Genomic DNA, 21,312 nt, shown 5'->3' with positions numbered 1-21,312 from the left:
CGGTCAGGCGCCGCGCCCGTCCATGAAGATGGCCTGCAAGTCATCCGGCCTGCTGGTCTGGTCCGCCACGATCATCCCGTGGTTGATGAAGGAACCGTTCTCCTCATACGCGACATGGCCCAGCCCGGACAGACGGATCAGGCCAGGCGTGTCATTGAGCAACGTGCCGGTCAGGCGGGCGCCCTGCTCCAGCCGCATCTCCCCCCTGTTGGTCGTGCTGCCCCCCCTGGCTGTGGCCAGCGTGATCCCGTCGACGATCCCGGTGTTGACGAATGCGTTACCGTCCCCGATCTCAAGCTTGCCATTGTGCAGATAACCCGGGTTCTCCAGTTCCCCGCCGGCGACAAGGCGCAATTGATGCCCCATCAGGTCCATGACCGGAGCCTGTGTACCGGACCGCAGCGAAGTCACAGGCGGAGGCAACGCGTCGCTGGGGGGCGGCTGCACGTCGTTGGGAGGAGGCTGCACGTCGTTGGGAGGAGGCTGCACGTCGTTGGGAGGAGGCTGCACGTCATTGGGGGGCGGCTGCACGTCGTTGGGGGGCGGCTGCACGTCGTTGGGGGGCGGCTGCACGTCGTTGGGGGGAGACGATATATCCGGAGATGGGGACGACATGTCCCCGGAAGGAACCACCCGGGCAACCGGCTCGGGAGGCTTGCCTGCAGCGGGGCCGGTGGTGGCTGCCCGCCCCCGGTCGGGAGAACCCGATGCGCCACTGCTGGCCAGCGCCAGCGCGGTCAGGGCAATGGAGCCGCCCACTCCGGCCAGCACCAGCCCCTTCCCGGCGAACCAGCCCGACTTCTCCCCGGCCACGCCCCCTTCCTGTCCCCATGCGCTGTGCGCCGGCCACGCGGCCAGCGACATGTACCGGCACGGGATAGCGGCCGGGCTTGCCGCAAGGCATCGCGCCTCCTCATCGACGTCCTCCGACCGTGCCATCCCCCTCCAGGTCGTGGAGGTAGTGGCCGGTTCCCGCCCTTCGGCCGCCGGAACCACACCGGCCATCATCACGGCAGCCATCACGCTACCGGCTCCCAGGAAAGTGTTCAGTCCTCGCAGAAACGAGAGCGGTCTGGTGGCCCCCTGCCAGCGGGAGAGAAGGCCGGTATCGTTCGGATAAGCATAGGTTGAATTCATGCGGGAGCCCCATCAGTCCGGAATAAACACAAGCCCCCATTTCAATCCAGTCCCCCAGCCGGTTCCATAAGAAAGCGCCGAAACTAACAGGCAGTTATTCCATGAATGACCCTATAAATATCCCCGCCAAAAGCAGGAATAATCCATTGGGCGCCATGGAAATGGCCGGCTGTTTCTCCCTTTTCCGAATCTGCCTCGCCGGTCAGAACGCATACTGGTAATCGATACTCACCCCCCTGTCGCGAGCGGCCCCCTCACGGCCGATGTAGGCATTGAGGCTGAAGCGCCCCGCCTGCCCCTGGTAACGAAGGCCCAGCTGCCCGTCATGGGCTGCGCTGCCGTCATCGTTCGTGGACGGCAAGGCAAAGCGGGCATCGGGGGCGCCGTTCAGCCGTGCCATCCGCTTCCCGCGCTGCCGATACAGGAGCGGGCGGACATTCAGGGCGGCATCGACGCGCCACCCGCGGCCGGTGCCGGGATGAACGCCGTCGTAGCCAATCCGCAATCCCAGTACGCCATCCAGCGCCGTCTGGCGTTGCGACGACAGGCTCAAGCCGTAGTCGCCCGCACCGCGTTCTTCCAGTGCCGCGTCGCGCTGGTGACGCCAGCGCATGCCGAACGAGGGCTCCAGCGTCAGCCCGTCCGCCACCGGCAGCGACTGCACCAGAAGCGTCTGCCCGCTGAACTGGTCGCGCCGATGGCTGGCACTGGCCTGCTCGTCGACGCTGCCGTAGCGCAGCGTTCGCTGGGTATTCAGTTGGTGCTGAAGGTAGCGGACACGGCTTTCCATTCTGACTCCGCGTCCCAGCACGCGGGCATGGTCCAGCGCAAATACCTGGCTGATGCCGTCGGGGCCGTTGCGGCCGGCTCCCGCCTGCGGTTTGAGACTGGCGATGCCATAGCGCACATCGATCCGGTCATCCGGTCCCAGCCCGATGCGCTGGCCGACCACGGCCATGTCATGTGATACCTCTCCCAGGCGCGAGCCGGGCTCGCCGCGCCCGAGCAGGGAGAAGCTGAAGCCGGCGGCATCCGGCCGGGCGGCATCGGCCATCCGGTCGAAGCGCGGTTCCAGCCTCTGCAGCGGACGCAGCGCCCGGTCGAGACCGGCGCCGGACAGCTGGCGCACGGCATCCGTGATTTCCGCCGCGCTGCCCAGTTCCAGGCTGCGATACAGGGCGCGTCCGTCGTAGCCGCGTTCCAGCGCGGCGGCCACCGGCCGCAATGCGCTGTCGCTGACCAGCTCGCGGTAGTCGTTCTTGCTCAGGGTGACGCCGACATCACCGTCGCCATCGCGATGCGCCTGTGCCTGCCATACGGCAGTCCGCGAAGCAATGCCGTCAATGCCGTCGATCCGCTCCCCCCGCAGCACCTTGTCGAACGTGGCTTCGCGCGCCGCCGTGCCGGCGGTGAAGCCGGTATCGATCATCACGCCCCGCGCATCGAGGTGTGAGCCGGACAGGGTACCGGCGCTGCCGTCCGGCAAGGTGCCGACCACATAGCCGTTCAGCGGGGCCGCCGCGCGACGCGGCCGGTCCTCGTCCAGCGCCTGCTGGAGGCGGGCCGGATTGACCCGCTCACGATCGACCGCCGTGCCGCCGGCATCCCGGGCGGCGGTGCCGGCGTCGCGAAACACGCCGCAACTGCCATCGCCACAGTCCAGGCGCACGGTACCGCGATTGATCAGGTGACCGTCATCCCCTTCGATACGGAAGGCATACGATTCCCTGGCCCGGATGTCGATCACGCCACCGACATCGTTGACGATCGTGCCGGTCGCATTCCGGCCCAGTGCCATGGCAACCATGCCGGTATCGCGCGTCCCCCGCTCCCCGAGGCGCAATGTGCCGCGGTTCACCATGAACGAGTCGCTGTCGCTGTACATTGCCACGGCATTGTCGCCGCTCACGGCAATCACGCCATCACGGTCGTTGAGCAGATCGTGACCGGTATGCGACGTGCCGACCTGCAGCGCCCGGGCCGCACCGTTCCCGGCCGCGAAACCGATGCCGCCGCGGTTGACGAATACATTGCGCCCGGCCGCCATGGCCGACCGGGTCTTCATCACGCCATACCCACCATCCGCACTCAGGGTGCCGGTATTGATCCGCAGTCCGTCAGGCGTGCCGCCCTCGTCGAGGATTGCCCGCCCGAACGGGTCCGGCGCGGCCTGCGTCGCCACGATCGTGCCGTGATTGGCAAACGAGCCGCCCTGCCGGTAGTGGAATGTACCCTCCCTGTGCAGTCGCACGTCGCCACCGCTCTGGTTGCTGAACTGGCCGCGGATCCGGGCGGGGGCGTCAAGCACGATGTGACCGCCGGACTGGTTGTCCGCCGTGCCGGTCACATCCAGTGCAACGCGCTCAAGCGCACCGCGGTTGCTGAATGTCGCCTTGCTGGCGACCAGCAAGCTACCGTTCTGCAGGGTATCGGCATGAGTGAGCTGGCGCTGGTAATCGACCAGCAGTTGCTGGCCGCGCAGGTCGCACGGGGGAGAGGACAGCGGCATCCGGCCGCCTGCGGGCTGTCGACCGGCGGCCTCTGCCGCGATCTGCTCACGCCATTGCGCATCGCCGGGCGGCGACGTCAGGGCAGCCAGCGTCGCCGACATCGCTTCGCCGATCCGGTGCTGGAACGCGAAACCGGCATCGGCGGCGCTACCGCTGGCGTCACGCGCACGGCTGTAATTGTCAGCAAAAATGCCACAACTGCCGTCGCCACAGTCCAGCCTGACCTCGCCCCGGTTGATCAGCATGCCGGCACTGCCATCGACCCGGAATGCGTACGATGCCTTCGCCCGGATCGAGATCACCCCGCCCGTATCGTTGACAATGGCACCGCTGGCGGCATTGCCCAGCACCATGGCCACCATGCCGCGTCCGCTGTCGCCCTTGTCGCCCAGATTGATGGTGCCGCGATTCACTATCTGCGAATCACTGTCGCTCTGCATGGCAACGGCATTATCACCCCGTACGGTGATGACGCCTCCCGTATCGTTAAGCAGGTCGTGACCGCGATGATGCGCTTTCACGTGCAGGGCCCGGGTCGCGCCTGCTTCTGCGCTGAAATCGATGTCGCCGCGATTGACGAACACATTGCGCCCTTCCTGCTGCATGCGGCTGCCGGTCGCCATCACGCCATACCCGCCACTCGCCCGCATCGATCCGGTGTTGAGCGTCAATCCGGCGCCGTGGGACCAGCCGTCAACGAAAATCGCCCGGCTCCGGCCATCCGCGGTCGCCCCGCTCGCCTGAATGTCGCCCTGGTTGATGAACGAACCGGCGCGGCTGGAATGCACTTCGCCGGCGCCGCTCAGACGCATGAGGGCGTCTGGCCGGTTCAGCAGCACGCCACTGCCGGAAAGCGCACGGGACAGGGTCAGCGTGCCTTCGTTGACAATGCGGGAGCCGCCACGAAACTGGCTGCTGCCCGACGACGCCAGTGTCATGTCCGCTCCGGCGGCGTTGTACAGCTTGCCGCCATCGACCGCCAGCACCACATCGTCGATGATGCCGGTGTTGGTGAAAACGGTGTTCTCCGCCAGCGACAGCGCCCCCGCTCTCAAGACGGAGGTGTTGTTCTGAATGCCACTGCCGAGCAGAAGCCGCTGGCCGTGCAGGTCCAGTCCGGACTGGGGGCCGGTGCGCGCAGCGACGTCTGCCGGTGGAATGGAAGACCGAAGCGGCGACGCGACCGGCTGCGGCAGCAAGTCACGGGACGGCGGGGACGATGCATCGGACTGCGGCACCGCGCGCAGTGATGATGCAACCAGCGGCCGTGGCGAATCCACGGTCGGCTGTGACGACGCAGGAAGGGACACGTTTGCCCCTCCAGCCGGAGACGGGGATGACACTGGCGATGGCGAGGCCGGCGGCGGCGTGGAAGATGGGGGCACGGCAGTCGCGGCAGGCGCCGCCGGAGAGCTGCCGCCCTCACCGTTTCGCGTCATCACCAGCGCGGACAGTGCCGCCACGCCGGCAATGGCAGGCGGCGCCAGGTCCGTCAGCGGCAACGGTCCGGCCCCGGTCTCATCCACGGTTTCCGGTCCGCGGCCACAGCGGCCCGACAGATCATCCTCGTCCGGACACGGGTCTTCCGGCAAGGTCCAGACTTCATCCAGCAGCCCTTCGCTCTGATGGCTGCGGCCGCGCCGGCCGGAAGAGGAGACTTCCTCGGCGTTCTCCCTGGCTTCCGCCATCGAAGGGCCGAAGGAGAAGGCTGCCACGACCACCAGTCCGCTCGCGCGGTAAAAAGTCGTCAGCAGTTGCCGCAGCCAGCGGCTCAGACTCAGCCGGCAAGCGCGCATGCGCATGAAAGATTGCTGCCGCCCGAGAGCTTGCAGGCGATAGTACACAGGACGCATCGTGTCGTTTCCAGAATGAAGAACCTCTCAACTGGATCGGCCCTCCCCCCGCAAACTTTACGCACTCAACCCATTGAAATTACTGCAAATAACCAAGAAAAAACTTAAACAACAATAAGAAATTACTTACACCAGAAATAGCCGTGTGCGGGGCAGGCTGTGCCGACTTGTTGCCGGGCCCGGGAATCGCCGGACCGGATGGGGCCGGCATGAAAAACCCCGGAGCGGCGATGCCGGTCCGGGGTTTCCTGCTTTCGTGCAGCCCGATCAGCTGATGCGCTCGATCTTCGCGCCAACGGCACCCAGCTTCTTTTCGATATTCTCGTAGCCGCGGTCGAGGTGGTAGATGCGGTCGACCAGGGTTTCACCATCGGCTACCAGGCCGGCGATCACCAGGCTGGCCGAAGCACGCAGGTCGGTCGCCATCACCGTGGTGCCGGACAGCCGTTCGACGCCGGTCACGGTGGCGGTATTGCCGTCCACTTCGATGCGTGCGCCCATGCGCGCCAGTTCGGACACGTGCATGAAACGGTTCTCGAAGATGGTCTCGGTAATGGTCGACACGCCGTCGGCGATGCTGTTCAGCGCCATGAACTGCGCCTGCATGTCGGTCGGGAAGGCCGGATGCGGCAATGTGCACAGGCTGACTGCCTTCGGCCGCTGCTTCATGTCCAGCGAGATCCAGTCGTCGCCGGCCTCGATCACGGCGCCGCACTCGACCAGCTTGTCCAGTACGGCTTCCAGATCCACGGCGCGGGCGTTGCGCAGCAGGATCTTGCCCCGGGTCATGGCGCCGGCGACGAGGAAGGTGCCGGCTTCGATCCGGTCCGGCATCACGGCGTGATGCGCACCGTGCAGGCGTTCGACGCCGTCGATGGTCAGGGTGTCGGTGCCGAGACCGCGGATGCGCGCGCCCATCTTGTTCAGGCAGACCGCGAGGTCGGTGATTTCCGGTTCGCGGGCGGCGTTTTCGAGGATGGTGGTGCCTTCGGCCAGCGTCGCCGCCATCAGCAGGTTCTCGGTGCCGGTCACGGTGACCATGTCCATGGTGATGCGGGCCCCCTTGAGCCGGCCGCGTGCCTTCACGTAGCCGTGCTCGATCACGATCTCGGCGCCCATCGCTTCCAGGCCCTTGATGTGCTGGTCGACCGGGCGCGAGCCGATCGCGCAGCCGCCGGGCAGGCTGACGCTGGCTTCGCCAAAGCGGGCCAGGGTCGGGCCGAGCACCAGGATCGAGGCGCGCATGGTCTTGACCAGTTCGTACGGCGCGACCAGGTTGTCGATGTGGCTGGCCGTGATCTCGAGCTCGCAGACGTTGTCGGTCATGACCCGCGCGCCCATGCCCTGCAGCAGTTTCTGCGTGGTCAGCACGTCGCGCAGTTGCGGCACGTTGCTCAGGTACAGGGTGTCAGCGGTCAGCAGCGATGCGCACAGGATCGGCAGCGCCGCATTCTTGGCGCCGGAAACAGTGATTTCGCCGTTCAGCGGACCGTTGCCGGTCAGTTTCAGTTTGTCCATCAGCGGGCGGCCCACTCTTCAGGGGAAAAGGTTTTCATCGACAGGGCGTGGATTTCTTCGCGCATGCGGTCGCCAAGCACCTTGTAGACCAGCTGGTGCTGGGCCACGCGGGATTTGCCGGAGAAACCCGGGCTGACGATCACGGCGTCGAAGTGGTGGCCATCGCCCTGCACTTCCAGCACGGTACAGTCGAGGCCGGCCTCAATGTATTGCTTGATCTGATCAGGTGTCACCATGGTTGTTAGCGCCTCAATTTGTAACCGGATTGCAATAGTCTGAGCGTAATGGCCGACACCAGCACGAAGGCGGTCGCCACCACGGCGAAACTCAACGACGGATCGACGTCGCCATGGCCGAAGAAGCCGAAGCGGAAGCCGTCGATCATGTAAAAAACCGGATTCAGGTGCGACACCGCGTACCAGAACGGCGGCAGGCTGTGCACGGAGTAGAACACGCCGGACAGGAAGGTCAGCGGCATGATGATGAAGTTCTGGAACGAGGCCAGCTGGTCGAATTTGTCGGCCCAGACCCCGGCGATGATGCCCAGTGCACCGAGGATGCCGCAGCCGAGCACGGCAAAGGCCAGCAGCCACAGCGGATGCGCAATCGGCGGGAAGCCGGCCCACAGTGTCACCAGCCACACGCCGGCGCCGACCAGCAGGCCGCGCACGACCGAGGCCAGCAGATAGGCGGAGAAGATTTCCATATGCGACAGCGGCGGCAGCAGGATGAAGACCAGATTGCCGGTGATTTTGCTCTGGATCAGGCTGGACGAGCTATTGGAAAAAGCGTTTTGCAGCATCGACATCATCATCAGCCCGGGAATAAGGAACATCACGTAGCTGACGCCCGGATAGACGTCGACCCGCCCGGACAGCGCGTGCGAGAACACCAGCAGATACAGCAGCGCGGTCAGTACCGGCGCGGCGACGGTCTGGAAGGCCACCTTCCAGAAACGAAGGATTTCCTTCTTGAACAGGGTGACGAAGCCGTACATGTGTCACACCCCCTGAGCGTGCATCATCTTGACGAAAATATCCTCGAGATCGGTTTCCCGCGAGAACAGCCCCTGTACCTTGATGCCTTCGATGCGCAGCGCGGCCAGCACCTGCTCCAGCGACGCGTAGTCGGGCAGCCGCAGCGTGACGTCGTCGTTTTCGCGCGTCACCACCAGCGGGCGCAGCATGTCGGGCAGGCGTTCCGGCGCCGGCAGCAGCCGCAGTGTGACCCGCCGTTCGTCCTCGCGCGCCAGCAGCCGGTCCTTGTCCTCAAGTGCGATGATCCGGCCGGCTTTCAGCATGGCGATGCGACCGCACAGCTCCTGGGCTTCTTCCAGGTAATGGGTGGTCAGCACGATGGTGTGGCCGGCACTGTTCAGCGACTGGACGAAGGCCCACAGGCTCTGGCGCAATTCAACGTCGACACCTGCAGTCGGCTCGTCCAGCACGATGACCGGCGGCCGGTGCACCAGCGCCTGCGCGACCATGACCCGCCGCTTCATCCCGCCGGACAGCGCGCGCATGTTGGCGTCGGCCTTGTCGGTCAGGCCAAGCTTGTCGAGAATTTCGTCGATCCATGCGTCGTTGTGCTTCAGACCGAAATAGCCGGACTGGAATACCAGGGTTTCACGCACATTGAAGAACGGGTCGAACACCAGTTCCTGCGGCACCACGCCCAGCGCGCGCCGCGCCTTGCGGTAGTCGCGGACCACATCGTGGCCCATGACGCTGATCGTGCCGCGCGTCGGGCGGGCAATACCCGACAGACAGGAGATCAGCGTGGTCTTGCCGGCCCCGTTGGGACCGAGCAGGGCGAAGAATTCCCCTTCGCCGATCGTCAGGCTGACGTCGTCGAGTGCGGTGAATTTGCCGTAGGTCTTGCTGACGGACTGGATTTCGATGGCCGGCATGGCGGATTGCAAGGGCGGAAAAAGGCGTGAGTATATCGCAAGTTATCCCCGGCGCCCGTGCATCCACCACCGGCCGCCCCTGCCGTCGGTCAGCCGCGCTTGCCGCGCGTTTTCCCGCCGACCCGCGCCAGGTAGACCGTGACTTCCTCGCGATCGTGGTACAGCTGCTTGACCGCGACGGTATGGCGGATTTCCGCCGCGTCGAGCGCGTCGCCAATCCGGTCGAGCGCGTCGCGCAGCGCCAGTGCCCGCTTCTTCATCGGCAGCTTCAGGTTGAAGATTGCCTGCCGGGTCAGGCCGCCGACGAACCAGGCAGCAATCAGGTCCGACACCCGGGCCGGCTGTTCGACCATGTCGCAGACCAGCCAGTCGACCGGATGCTGCGGCCGGTAGCGGAAGCCGTCCGCACGCAGGTGCTTGACCAGCGGGTGTCCATCGCAGGCGCCCTTCATCGGCCCATTGTCGATCGCATAGGTCTTGATCCCGCGCCGGATCAATTGCCAGGTCCAGCCGCCGGGCGCCGCGCCGAGATCGACGGCGGTCATGCCCTCCTTCAGCCGGTCGCGCTGACCATCGCGGCCAAGGAATACCTCGAACGCTTCCGCCAGCTTCAGTGTCGAGCGGCTCGGCGCCTCGGCCGGCATCCGCAGCCGCAGGATGCCCATCGGCCACGGCGCCGCCTCGTCCCCCTGGCTGACGCCGAGAATCGCCCGCCCCTTGTGCGGGAAGTACACATGCAGGCGCCGGCGCGAACCGGCATCGAGCAGGCCGGCGGCGGTCAGGCCTTCTTCCAGCAGCGGCTGGAATTTGCGGGTAAAGCCGGACAGCGACTTGCCGTCATTGGTATCCGGTACCTCGAGCCATACCGAGCCGAACGGCGTGCCGCGGCTGCGCAGCGCAGCCAGCAGCGGCGTCAGCCGGTCACGCTCGCCCAGTTCGACATCGGCCACCACCCGGCACAGCTGACGGGTAAAGGCCAGCGTGCTCCAGTTCAGCGCCGGCTGGCTGTCGGCCGCGTCGACCAGCAGGAAACCGCCCTGTTCGACCAGTTCGGCCAGCCGGGTCTCGACGCCGCGTTCGAGCAGCCACGGCTCGACTTCCTGCCAGGCGTCGCGCTCGAAACCGGCGCGGGTTTGCAACAGATAACGGACTGCGGGTGCGGACATGACGGCGACCTCGGAAAGAAGGCCGGTGTTTTAACGGTCCGGCGCGCGGATGTCAAAGCCCTTTGCTGTCGCCGGCACGATCACGGCATGACGCGGGCGGTCACCGTGCCCTGTCTGGCCAGTGCCCAGCAGTCATCTGCCACCCTCCAGCCGGTGGCGCCGTCACCCCGATGCTGCACCAGCCCGGTCGTCGACCCGCCATCATCCATCAGCCGGTCCAGCTGGCAGGCGAAGCGCCGGTCGACCGCCAGATCCAGCCACAGCTCGCCATCGGCCGGGCGCAGCACCCACTGCCCGCCCGGTGCCGCATTGCGCTCGGACAGGTTGAGGATGCCGCTGCTGGCCAGGGCAGTCCACGCCCGTCTGGCCTCATCCGCATCGAGCAGCCCGTTGCCGCCCTGGCACTTCATGCTCTCATCGCAGCCATCGCCGGGCAGGCGGTCGTACTTCTCCCGATAGACCTGCAGCGCCGTGCCGATGCGCAGCACCTGCGCCTGCATGCTGCGCACGCGGGTGCTGTCGATCAGGTCGCGACCCTTGAAGCCCATGCCGATAATCAGCCCGACCACGGCCAGCGCAATGGCCAGTTCGATCAGGGTGAACCCCTGCTGCTTCATCGCCGTTCTCCCTCCCATTGACCACCGGGCCACGCTACACGCCAACGGGACGAAAACAAAAAACGCCACGCGGAAGCGTGGCGTTTTTACCAACGGGAATCAGGAGCTGCTTACAGCATGCCCTTTTCCTTCAGCAGCGCGACCATGGTCGAGCCAAGTTCTGCCGGGCTGCGGGTGTAGCGGATGCCGGCCTTCTCGAACGCGGCGAACTTTTCTTCCGCCGTGCCCTTGCCACCGGAGATGATCGCACCGGCGTGGCCCATGCGCTTGCCCTTCGGCGCCGTCACGCCGGCGATGTAACCGACGATCGGCTTGGTCACGTTGGACTTCGCGTATTCGGCAGCTTCTTCTTCGGCGGTGCCGCCGATTTCGCCGATCATGATGATCGCTTCGGTCTGCGGGTCGTTCTGGAACAGTTCCAGCGCGTCGATGTGGCTGGTACCCGGGATCGGGTCGCCACCGATGCCGATGCAGGTCGACTGGCCGAGGCCGGTGACGGTGGTCTGCGCCACGGCTTCATAGGTCAGCGTGCCCGAACGCGACACGATGCCGATCTTGCCCGGCAGGTGAATGTGTCCCGGCATGATGCCGATCTTGCATTCGCCCGGGGTGATGATGCCGGGGCAGTTCGGGCCGATCAGTCGTGCGCCGCTGGCTTCGACGTAGCGCTTGACCTTCAGCATGTCCAGTGTCGGCACGCCTTCGGTGATGGTGACGATCAGCTTCACGCCGGCATCGACGGCTTCGATGATCGAATCCAGCACGAACGGCGCCGGCACGTAGATGACCGAGGCGTCAGCCTGGGTCTCGCGCACGGCGTCCTTCATGGTATTGAACACCGGCAGGCCGAGGTGCTGGCTGCCGCCCTTGCCCGGGGTCACGCCGCCGACGACCTTGGTGCCGTAGGCCAGCGCCTGCTCGGAGTGGAAAGTGCCGTTCTTGCCGGTAAAGCCCTGCACCAGCACTTTGGTGTCTTTGTTGACCAATACACTCATGGTTGACTCCTGATTTTCTGTGCTGGGTTACGCGGCCTGGACGGCGGCGACGATCTTCTGCGCGGCGTCGGCGAGGCCCTGGGCCGAGGTCAGCTTCAGGCCGGACTCGTTCAGCAGCCTGGCACCCAGTTCGGCGTTGTTGCCTTCGAGGCGAACCACGACCGGCACCGTCACGTTGACTTCCTTGACCGCGGCGATGATGGCTTCGGCGATCATGTCGCAACGCACGATGCCGCCGAAGATGTTGATCAGCACGCCCTGCACCGACGGGTCGGCCAGGATCAGCTTGAACGCTTCGATCACGCGGTCCTTGGTGGCGCCGCCGCCGACGTCGAGGAAGTTGGCCGGCTGGCCGCCGTACAGCTTGATGATGTCCATGGTGGCCATCGCCAGGCCGGCGCCGTTCACCATGCAGCCGATGTTGCCTTCCAGCGCGACGTAGTTCAGGTCGAACTCGGACGCCTTCAGTTCACGCTCGTTTTCCTGCGACTTGTCGCGCAGTGCGGCGACTTCCGGCAGGCGGTACAGCGCGTTGGAGTCGATGCCGACCTTGGCGTCGACGCAGCACAGGCTGCCGTCGCCGCGGATCGCCAGCGGGTTGATCTCGAACAGCGCGAAGTCGTTTTCGACGAAGGCGTTGTACGCGCCGGTCATCAGTCTGGCGAATTCGTTGATCTGCTTGCCTTCGAGGCCAAGGGCGAACGCCACTTCACGTGCCTGGAACGGCAGCAGGCCAACCAGCGGGTCGACCGTGACCTTGAGGATTTTTTCCGGGGTGTTGTGGGCGACTTCTTCGATTTCGACGCCACCTTCGGTCGAGGCCATGAAGGTCACGCGACGGCTCGAACGGTCGACCACGGCGCCCAGGTACAGCTCGCGCTGGACCGGGTACATGTCTTCGCACACCAGCACCGAGTTGACCGGCTGGCCATTGGCGTCGGTCTGGTAGGTGACCAGGTTGGTGCCGATCAGGCCGCGGGCGATATCGGCCGCTTCCTCGCGGCTCTTCACCACCTTGACGCCACCGGCCTTGCCGCGACCGCCGGCATGCACTTGCGCCTTGATGACGGCGAATTTGCCTCCGAGCTGATCAAAGGCGACAGCGGCTTCTTCCGGCGTTGCGGCGAGCACGCCCTGTTGCACCGGCAGGCCGTACTTGGCCAGCAGCGCTTTTGCTTGGTATTCGTGCAGGTTCATTCGTGTTTCCCTTGCAGGTAGGAAATTCGTCTATCGGTCGCCCGGGCATCCGGGCGACCGTGTCAATCAGCCATGCAGCGCGCGCTTGTCGGCGGCGAGGCATGCCTCGTGCAGCACTTCACTCAGGCTCGGATGCGCGTGGACGATGCGGGCGATATCCTCGCTCGACGCCGCGAACTCCATGGCCACGACGGCTTCGGCAATCAGCTCGCTGGCGAACGGGCCGATGATGTGCACGCCGAGAATACGGTCGGTCTTCGCATCGGCCAGCACCTTGACGGTGCCGGCAGCCATGCCCAGACCCAGCGCACGACCATTGGCGGCGAAGCCGGACGTGCCCTTCTTGTATTCGATGCCGTCTTTTTTCAACTGCTCTTCGGTCTTGCCGACCCAGGCGATTTCCGGCGAAGTGTAGATCACCCACGGAATCGCGTTGAAATCAATATGCGGTTTCTGGCCGGCGATGCGCTCGGCGACCGCCACACCTTCTTCGCTGGCCTTGTGCGCCAGCATCGGACCGCGCACCACGTCACCGACCGCCCACATGTTCGGCAGGTTGGTGTGGCAGTTGTCGTCGACCACGACAAAGCCGCGCTCGTCGATCTGCAGGCCGACCGCTTCGGCACCGAGGCCGGCGGTGTTCGGCAGGCGGCCGATCGACACGATCAGCTTGTCGAACTCGGCACTCTTCTTCTCGCCGTTGATCTCGTAGGCGACCGTGACCGACTTCTTGCCGGTCTTGATCTCGCCGATCTTCACGCCGAGCTGGATGTCGAGGCCGGTGTCGCGGGTCAGCGTCTTGAACGCTTCCTTGGCGATCTGCTGGTCGGCGGCGGCGAGGAAGGTCGGCATGGCTTCGAGGATGGTCACCTCGGCGCCAAGGCGCTTCCACACACTGCCCATTTCCAGACCGATCACGCCGGAGCCGATCACGCCCAGACGCTTCGGCGTCGCGGTCAGTGCCAGCGCGCCGGCATTGTCGAGCACCAGGTTGTTGTCGATGGCGACGCCCGGCAGCGGACGCGGGGTGGAACCGGTCGCCAGGATCACGTGGGTGGCTTCCAGCGTGTCGACCACGGCGCCGTTGTCGGTCACCTCGATCACCCAGCGCTCGCCCGTGCGGCCCTTCAGCGCGCCCAGGCCGTGCACGTTGGCGACCTTGTTCTTCTTGAACAGGAAGGCGATGCCGCCGGCGTTCTTGCCGATGATGCCTTCCTTGCGCTTCAGCATGGTGCCGACGTCCATCTTCGCGCCGGAGACGCTGATGCCGTGGGCGGCAAAGTCATGCTGGACCGCGTGGTAGTTTTCCGACGACTGCAGCAGCGCCTTGGACGGGATGCAGCCGACGTTCAGGCAGGTGCCGCCGAGACTCGGCTTGCCTTCCGGGTTCTTGAATGCATCAACGCAGGCGGTGTTGAAGCCGAGCTGCGCGGCACGGATGGCGGCGACATACCCGCCGGGGCCGCCACCGATGACGACGACGTCGAATTGTTGGCTCATGGAATCTCCGTTATGAGCTGCGGTCAGGCATGCGCAGGAACCATCAGCATCAGCACGCCGAACCCGATCACCATCAGCCCGACGACAATGGCGCCGAGCGAGGTGAACAGGTCGCGTTCCTTGCGGCCGCGTTTCCACGCCGCGTAGCGCAGTGCGAGGATGCCGATGCCGCCGGCGATGAAAGCGATACCGTAAAACTGGTTGTTCATTGCAATGCCCTTCCGTGACAGCGGGGCCGAAGCCCCGCGAAAGCACCGAAGTTTACAGATCCAGCAGCAGGCGTGCCGGATCCTCGATCGCATCCTTGACCGCAACCAGACTCAGGACGGCTTCGCGGCCGTCGATGATGCGGTGGTCATAGGACTGGGCCAGATACATCATCGGGCGGACCACGACCTGGCCGTTTTCGACCATCGCGCGTTCACGCGTCGCGTGCATGCCGAGGATGGCGGCTTGCGGCGGGTTGATGATCGGGGTCGACATCATCGAACCGAAGGTGCCGCCGTTCGAGATGGTGTAGGTGCCGCCGGTCAGTTCTTCCATCGTCAGCTTGCCTTCCTGGGCACGCTTGCCGAAGTCGGCGATCTGGCGTTCGATATCGGCCAGGCTCAGCTGGTCGGCATTGCGGATGATCGGCACGACCAGACCGCGCGGGCTGCCGACAGCAACGCCGATGTCGAAGTAGCCGTGATAGACGATGTCGGTACCGTCCACCGATGCGTTCACGATCGGGTACTTCTTCAGCGCATGCACCACGGCCTTGACGAAGAAGCCCATGAAGCCGAGCTTGACGCCGTGCGCCTTCTCGAAGCGGTCCTTGTACTGCGCGCGCAGATCCATCACCGGCTTCATGTTCACTTCGTTGAAGGTGGTGAGGATGGCGTTGGTCTGTTGCGATTCCAGCAGGCGTTCGGCGACGCGCTGGCGCAGGCGGCTCATCGCCACGCGCTGTTCCGGACGCTCGCCAAGCAGGGCGGCGACATTGACCGGGCTCGGAGCAGCCGGGCGGGCGGCAGCGGCGGCCGGCGCGGCCTTCGCGTTCTGCACGTCTTCCTTCAGCACGCGGCCATCACGGCCCGAGCCCTTGACGGCGGTCAGGTCGACGCCGGTTTCGGCGGCCAGTTTCCTGGCGGCCGGCATGGCCATGACCTGGTTGTGGCCGGCTTGCGCCGACGCGATCACGGCGGCGGCTTCCGGCGTTGCGGCGGTAGCGACCGGCGACACGGCAGCCGTCACGGCCGAGGCGGCAGGCGCGGCTGCGCCGGCCTGGGCGGTCGGGTCGATCCGGGCGATCAGTTGCCCGCTGGTCACGGTCGCGCCATCCTGCTCGACGATCTCGACAATCACCCCGGCTTGCGGCGCCGGCAGTTCCAGTACGACCTTGTCGGTTTCCAGGTCGATCAGGTTTTCGTCACGGTTGACGTATTCGCCGGGCTTTTTGTGCCAGGTTACCAGGGTCGCTTCCGACACCGATTCCGGCAGTTGCGGGACTTTGACTTCGATCAGCATGTTTTGGGCTCCAGTGCGCGGCGGCTCGCGCCACCTCGTGTTCCTGCATGTTTGCCCATGCTGCGCGCACAGCATGGGCGTCTCCTCGTTGAACGGCTTGTTACTTGCCGAGCGTCATGGCTTCGTCGATGAAGGCCTTGAGCTGGGCAATGTGCTTGCTCATGTAGCCGACGGCCGGCGAGGCCGACGACGGACGGCCGGCGAACGACAGCGTCTGTTTCGGACCGATCTGCGCTTCCAGGCGGTGGCGGATCTGGTACCACGCACCCTGGTTCTTCGGCTCTTCCTGCACCCACATCACTTCGCGGGCGGACGGGAAACGGGCCAGTTCGGCCGCCAGTTGCTCGGTCGGGAACGGATACAGCTGTTCGACGCGGACGATGGCGATGTCCTTGATGTCGCGCTCGCGGCGGGCGTTCAGCAGGTCGTAGTACACCTGGCCGGCGCACAGCAGCACGCGCTTGACCTTCTTCGGCTCCTGCAGCTCGGCTTCGCCGATCACCGGCTTGAATGCGCCGTCGGTGAAGTCGGTGAGCGGGCTCATCGATTCCTTGTAGCGCAGCAGGCGCTTGGACAGGCAGATGACCAGCGGCTTGCGGTACGGACGCAGCATCTGGCGACGCAGCAGGTGGAACATCTGCGCGGCGGTCGACGGCATCACCACCTGGATGTTGTGCTCGGCGCACAGCTGCAGGTAGCGCTCGACGCGGGCCGAGCTGTGTTCCGGGCCCTGGCCGTCGTAGCCGTGCGGCAGGATCATGGTCAGGCCGCACAGACGGCCCCACTTGGTTTCGCCCGACACGATGAACTGGTCGATGGCCACCTGGGCGCCGTTGGCGAAGTCGCCGAACTGGGCTTCCCAGATAATCAGCTCGTTCGGCGACGAGCAGGCATAGCCATACTCGTAGGCCAGCACGGCTTCTTCGTTCAGGATCGAGTCGATGACCAGGAAGTCGGCCTGGTTATCCGACAGGTTGCGCAGCGGCACATAGGCGCCGGCATCCCAGCGTTCGCGGTTCTGGTCGTGCAGCACTGCATGGCGGTGGCTGAACGTGCCGCGGCCCGAGTCTTCGCCCGACAGGCGCACGCCGTAGCCGAGTTCGACCAGACCGGCATAGGCCAGCGTCTCGGCCATGCCCCAGTCGAACGGCTGTTCGCCGGCCGCCATCGCCTTGCGGGCGGTCAGCAGCTTGGCCACGGTCGGGTGCGGCTTGAAGCCTTCCGGCAGCGTGGTCAGCTTCTCGCTGAGGCGCTGCAGGTCCGACAGCGGCAGTGCCGTTTCGGTCGGATGCGCCCAGTGGGTGCCCATGAACGGCGTCCAGTCGAGCTTGTGGTCGCGGGTGTAGTTCGACAGCACGGTCTGTTCGACGTGCTCGCCCTTGTCCAGCGCGGCGCGGTAGTTGGCGATCAGCTGGTCCGCATCGGCGGCGGTGACCACGCCGTCGGCAATCAGCCGCTCAACGTAGCGTGCACGCACGCCCGGGTGCTTGGCGATCTTCTTGTACATCATCGGCTGCGTCAGCATCGGGTCGTCACCTTCGTTGTGACCCAGCTTGCGGAAGCAGACCATGTCGATGACGACATCGCGCTTGAACGTCATGCGGAATTCGAGCGCGGCCTGCATCACGAAGCAGACGGCTTCCGGATCGTCGCCGTTCACGTGCAGGATCGGCGCGTCGACCATCTTGGCGATGTCGGTCGCGTACAGCGTCGAGCGCATGTCGCGGGTGTCCGACGTGGTGAAGCCGACCTGGTTGTTGACCACCAGGTGGACGGTACCGCCCGTGCCATAGCCACGGGTGCCGGACAGGTTGAACGTGCCCTGGTTCACGCCGAGACCGCCGAAGGCGGCATCGCCGTGGATCAGCACCGGCACGACTTCCTTGCGGTCGTTGTCCTTGCGGCGTTGCTGGCGCGCGCGCACCGAGCCTTCGACCACCGGGTTGACGATTTCCAGGTGCGACGGGTTGAACGCCAGCGACACGTGCATCGGACCGGTCTGGGTCGGGATGTCGGCCGAGAAGCCCATGTGGTACTTGACGTCGCCGGACGGCAGTTCGACCGACGGCTTGCCTTCGAATTCGGCGAACAGGTCGCGCGGCAGCTTGCCCAGGGTATTGACCAGCACGTTCAGACGGCCGCGGTGGGCCATGCCGACGATCAGTTCCTTGACGCCGAAGCGGGTCGCGTTCTGGATCAGGTGATCCAGTGCGGCGATCATGCTTTCGCCGCCTTCGAGCGAGAAGCGCTTCTGGCCGACGTACTTGGTATGCAGGTAGCGTTCCAGCGTTTCGGCTGCGGTAACCTGCTTGAGGATGCGGCGGCGGGCGTCGGCGTCATAGCGCGGCGTCGAGCGGCTGCCCTCGAAGTAGTTCTGCACCCAGCGCTTCTGCTCGCTGTCCATGATGTGCATGTACTCGAGGCCGATATTGCCGCAGTAAGTCTGTTTCAGCGTGCCGAGGATCTCGGACAGCGAGCCCTGCGACAGACCGACAAAGGAACCGGTGTTGAACACGGCGGCCATGTCGGCATCGGTCAGGCCGTGATAGGCCGGGTCGAGTTCGGGCACCGGCGAGGTGTCCATGCGCTTGAGCGGATCCAGCGTCGCCCAGCGCGCGCCAAGCACGCGGTAGGCGGTGATCAGCTTCAGCACCGACACCTGCTTCTGCATCGCTTCCCAGGTGGCTTCGGCCGGCTTGCTGGCGAAGACGCGCGGCGAGCGGGCGAGCTGGATGAACGACTCCTGGATCGGCAGGTGCGGCACGTCGCGCGCACCGCTGTCCGCGGCCTGGAGCTTGTCGAAATAATCGCGCCACTCGGCGGTGACCGAGGACGGATCGTTCAGATACTGTTCGTACAGTTCCTCGACGAACGGCGCGTTACCGCCGAACAGGTAGGACTGACCGATGGCAGCTTGCATCATGATGTAGCGACCTTATGAATGTTCTGCTTGCAGCAAAAAAAGCAATGTGAGCTTGACGCATGGGGCCCCGTCAACGTCACAGCGCTCTTGTCTGGCGGCGCTTCGGGCAGGGCGGCGGAGGACGGGCCTCCGCCGCCTGACGTCAGGGTTGACGGAACGTTACTTGCGTTCGGTGACAGGCACGTAGTCGCGACGCGGCGCGCCGGTGTACAGCTGACGCGGACGACCGATCTTCATGCCCGGATCGGAAATCATTTCCGCCCAGTGGCTGATCCAGCCGACGGTGCGGGCCAGGGCGAAGATCGGGGTGAACATCGACACCGGGATGCCGATGGCCGACAGCACGATGCCCGAGTAGAAGTCGACGTTCGGGTACAGCTTGCGTTCGACGAAGTACGGGTCTTCCAGGGCGATCTTTTCCAGCGCCATGGCCAGCTTGAACTGCGGGTCGTTGTGCAGGCCGAGTTCGTTCAGCACTTCGTAGCAGGTGCTGCGCATGATGTCGGCGCGCGGGTCCATGTTCTTGTACACGCGGTGACCGAAGCCCATCAGCTTGTGGGTCTTGTTCTTCACGCCTTCCATGAACGCCGGGACGTTTTCGACATCGCCGATTTCGTCCAGCATCTTCAGCACGGCTTCATTGGCGCCGCCGTGCGACGGGCCCCACAGGCAGGCGATGCCGGCGGCGATGCAGGCGAACGGATTGGCGCCCGACGAACCGGCCAGGCGGACGGTCGAGGTCGAGGCGTTCTGCTCGTGGTCGGCATGCAGCGTGAAGATGCGGTCCATCGCGCGGGCCAGCACCGGGTTGACCTTGTATTCCTCGACCGGGGTCGAGAACATCATGTGCAGGAAGTTTTCCGCATACGACAGGCCGGCCTTCGGGTACGAGAACGGCAGACCCTTGTTGTAGCGGTAGGCCTGGGCGGCGATGGTCGGGATCTTGGCGATCAGGCGGTGCGACGCGATCTCGCGGTGACGCGGGTTATTGATGTCCAGCGAGTCGTGGTAGAAGGCCGACAGGGCACCGACCACACCGACCATGACTGCCATCGGGTGCGCGTCGCGGCGGAAACCCTTGAAGATCGAGAAGATCTGGTCGTGCAGCATGTCGTGGCGCAGGATCAGGCCGTCGAAGGTCTTCTTCTGTTCCGCGGTCGGCAGTTCGCCGTTCATCAGCAGGTAGCAGACTTCGAGGTAGTCGGAGTTTTCCGCCAGTTGTTCGATCGGGTAGCCGCGATAGTAGAGCTTGCCTTCGTCACCATCGATGAAGGTGATCTTGGACTCGCAGCTGGCGGTGGCCAGGAAGCCCGGGTCGAAGGTGAACATGCCGGTCTTGCCGAAGGTGCGGATGTCGACGACGTCCGGGCCCAGGCTGCCTTCCAGAACCGGCAGGTCGATGCTCTGACCGTCGTTGTAGTTCAGCGTGACTTTGCGATTAGTTTCCACAGCTTTACTCCCTCTCAGTATTTTGTTGTGCGCTTGCCGGCCATCCCTTTGCGACGGCCGGCAAGGCCGGTCACCCGTGGCGCAAGCGCTCGACGATGGCCTGGCAGTCAGGATCTTCAAGATCGAACTTGCCGTTGACGAGATCGAGGAAATCGTTCTCGCCGTGCTCCAGCACGCGCACGTAGGCGTCGATCTGCTCGTCGCTGAGCTGGTCGAATTCCCGCTCGAGAAACCGGGTGAGAATCAGGTCCAGCTCGAGGAGCCCGCGGCGGGAATGCCAGCGGATCTTCGAACGCGCTTCGCGGTCATAGCGTGACATCGGTCAGATCGCCCGGATCGCCATCATGCCCTTGATGCTGTCAATGGCCTTGGCAGGGTTCAGACCCTTCGGGCACACCTCGGTGCAGTTCATGATGGTGTGGCAACGGAACAGCCGGTACGGGTCGTTCAGGTTATCCAGACGCGCGTTGGTGGCTTCATCGCGGCTGTCGATGATGAAGCGGTAGGCAGCCAGCAGGCCGGCCGGGCCGACGTACTTGTCCGGGTTCCACCAGAACGACGGGCACGAGGTCGAGCAACAGGCGCACAGGATGCACTCGTACAGGCCATCGAGCTTCTCGCGGTCTTCCGGCGACTGCAGGCGTTCGCGTTCCGGCGCCGGCGTGTCGTTGACCAGGTAAGGCTTGATCGAGTGGTACTGCTTGAAGAACTGGGTCATGTCGACGATCAGGTCGCGAATGACCGGCAGACCCGGCAGCGGACGCAGCGTGATCGGCTGCTTCAGGCTGCGCAGGTCGGTGATGCAGGCCAGACCGTTGCGGCCGTTGATGTTCATCGCGTCCGAGCCGCAGATGCCTTCGCGGCACGAACGGCGGAACGACAGCGAGTCATCCTGGGCCTTCAGCTTGACCAGCGCATCCAGCAGCTTCACGTCGTGGGAATCGACTTCAAGCACGTAATCCTGCATGTACGGCTTGTCGTCCTTCTCCGGGTTGTAGCGATAGAGCGAAAAACGCATCGTTTCCATTT

17 protein-coding genes are annotated in these 21,312 nt (G+C 65.0%); all 17 read right to left on the bottom strand.

Annotated elements, in window-relative coordinates:
- Positions 1 to 3: 3 nt before the first annotated feature.
- Complete coding sequence (locus tag DFO50_RS16740; RefSeq protein ID WP_146745125.1) at positions 4 to 1,137, bottom strand: hypothetical protein; 1,134 nt, start codon at positions 1,135 to 1,137, stop codon at positions 4 to 6.
- A gap of 202 nt (positions 1,138 to 1,339) precedes the next feature.
- Positions 1,340 to 5,449 (bottom strand): autotransporter outer membrane beta-barrel domain-containing protein, encoded by a 4,110-nt coding sequence (locus DFO50_RS16735; protein ID WP_158537491.1) that lies wholly within the window; start codon positions 5,447 to 5,449, stop codon positions 1,340 to 1,342.
- A gap of 318 nt (positions 5,450 to 5,767) precedes the next feature.
- Entirely contained in the window at positions 5,768 to 7,018 is a 1,251-nt protein-coding gene (gene murA / locus DFO50_RS16730; RefSeq protein ID WP_028500663.1) for a UDP-N-acetylglucosamine 1-carboxyvinyltransferase, read from the bottom strand.
- Positions 7,018 to 7,254: a BolA family protein gene (locus DFO50_RS16725; protein ID WP_028500664.1), complete on the bottom strand. Its 237-nt coding sequence runs from the start codon at positions 7,252 to 7,254 to the stop codon at positions 7,018 to 7,020. Before DFO50_RS16725 ends, murA begins: the two co-directional genes overlap by 1 nt.
- Before the next feature lie 5 nt (positions 7,255 to 7,259).
- On the bottom strand, positions 7,260 to 8,015 hold the full coding sequence (locus tag DFO50_RS16720; protein WP_028500665.1) for an ABC transporter permease: 756 nt from the start codon (positions 8,013 to 8,015) through the stop codon (positions 7,260 to 7,262).
- Between the two features lie 3 nt (positions 8,016 to 8,018).
- Positions 8,019 to 8,927, bottom strand: a complete 909-nt coding sequence (locus DFO50_RS16715; RefSeq protein WP_028500666.1) for an ABC transporter ATP-binding protein — start codon at positions 8,925 to 8,927, stop codon at positions 8,019 to 8,021.
- A gap of 89 nt (positions 8,928 to 9,016) precedes the next feature.
- Positions 9,017 to 10,093 carry a 23S rRNA (cytidine(2498)-2'-O)-methyltransferase RlmM gene (gene rlmM / locus DFO50_RS16710; RefSeq protein ID WP_107888682.1) on the bottom strand — a complete coding sequence of 359 codons (1,077 nt, stop codon included), beginning with the start codon at positions 10,091 to 10,093 and terminating at the stop codon, positions 9,017 to 9,019.
- An 80-nt stretch (positions 10,094 to 10,173) separates the two neighbouring features.
- A complete protein-coding gene (locus DFO50_RS16705; RefSeq protein WP_028500668.1) occupies positions 10,174 to 10,710 on the bottom strand; it encodes a type II secretion system protein in 537 nt (178 codons plus the stop codon).
- 110 nt (positions 10,711 to 10,820) lie between these two features.
- Positions 10,821 to 11,705: a succinate--CoA ligase subunit alpha gene (sucD, locus tag DFO50_RS16700; RefSeq protein ID WP_028500669.1), complete on the bottom strand. Its 885-nt coding sequence runs from the start codon at positions 11,703 to 11,705 to the stop codon at positions 10,821 to 10,823.
- A gap of 27 nt (positions 11,706 to 11,732) precedes the next feature.
- A complete protein-coding gene (gene sucC, locus DFO50_RS16695; RefSeq protein ID WP_028500670.1) occupies positions 11,733 to 12,902 on the bottom strand; it encodes an ADP-forming succinate--CoA ligase subunit beta in 1,170 nt (389 codons plus the stop codon).
- Positions 12,903 to 12,968: 66 nt separating this feature from the next.
- The gene (gene lpdA / locus DFO50_RS16690) at positions 12,969 to 14,402 is read right to left on the bottom strand and encodes a dihydrolipoyl dehydrogenase (RefSeq protein ID WP_107888683.1); all 1,434 of its coding nucleotides are present in this window, start codon (positions 14,400 to 14,402) and stop codon (positions 12,969 to 12,971) included.
- A 23-nt stretch (positions 14,403 to 14,425) separates the two neighbouring features.
- A complete protein-coding gene (locus DFO50_RS16685) occupies positions 14,426 to 14,611 on the bottom strand; it encodes a hypothetical protein (RefSeq protein WP_028500672.1) in 186 nt (61 codons plus the stop codon).
- Positions 14,612 to 14,663: 52 nt separating this feature from the next.
- Positions 14,664 to 15,911, bottom strand: coding sequence for a 2-oxoglutarate dehydrogenase complex dihydrolipoyllysine-residue succinyltransferase (odhB, locus tag DFO50_RS16680; protein WP_112692886.1), 1,248 nt, complete (start codon positions 15,909 to 15,911; stop codon positions 14,664 to 14,666).
- Between the two features lie 100 nt (positions 15,912 to 16,011).
- Positions 16,012 to 18,834 carry a 2-oxoglutarate dehydrogenase E1 component gene (locus DFO50_RS16675; RefSeq protein ID WP_028500674.1) on the bottom strand — a complete coding sequence of 941 codons (2,823 nt, stop codon included), beginning with the start codon at positions 18,832 to 18,834 and terminating at the stop codon, positions 16,012 to 16,014.
- Between the two features lie 159 nt (positions 18,835 to 18,993).
- The gene (gene gltA, locus DFO50_RS16670; protein WP_028500675.1) at positions 18,994 to 20,283 is read right to left on the bottom strand and encodes a citrate synthase; all 1,290 of its coding nucleotides are present in this window, start codon (positions 20,281 to 20,283) and stop codon (positions 18,994 to 18,996) included.
- Between the two features lie 70 nt (positions 20,284 to 20,353).
- Positions 20,354 to 20,602: a succinate dehydrogenase assembly factor 2 gene (locus DFO50_RS16665; RefSeq protein WP_028500676.1), complete on the bottom strand. Its 249-nt coding sequence runs from the start codon at positions 20,600 to 20,602 to the stop codon at positions 20,354 to 20,356.
- Between the two features lie 3 nt (positions 20,603 to 20,605).
- Positions 20,606 to 21,310 (bottom strand): succinate dehydrogenase iron-sulfur subunit, encoded by a 705-nt coding sequence (locus DFO50_RS16660; RefSeq protein WP_028500677.1) that lies wholly within the window; start codon positions 21,308 to 21,310, stop codon positions 20,606 to 20,608.
- Positions 21,311 to 21,312 lie beyond the last annotated feature (2 nt).

Source organism: Microvirgula sp. AG722 (assembly GCF_003269145.1).
In the GTDB taxonomy this organism is placed as follows: domain Bacteria; phylum Pseudomonadota; class Gammaproteobacteria; order Burkholderiales; family Aquaspirillaceae; genus Microvirgula; species Microvirgula aerodenitrificans.
This window is presented reverse-complemented; position numbering and strand designations above follow the sequence as displayed.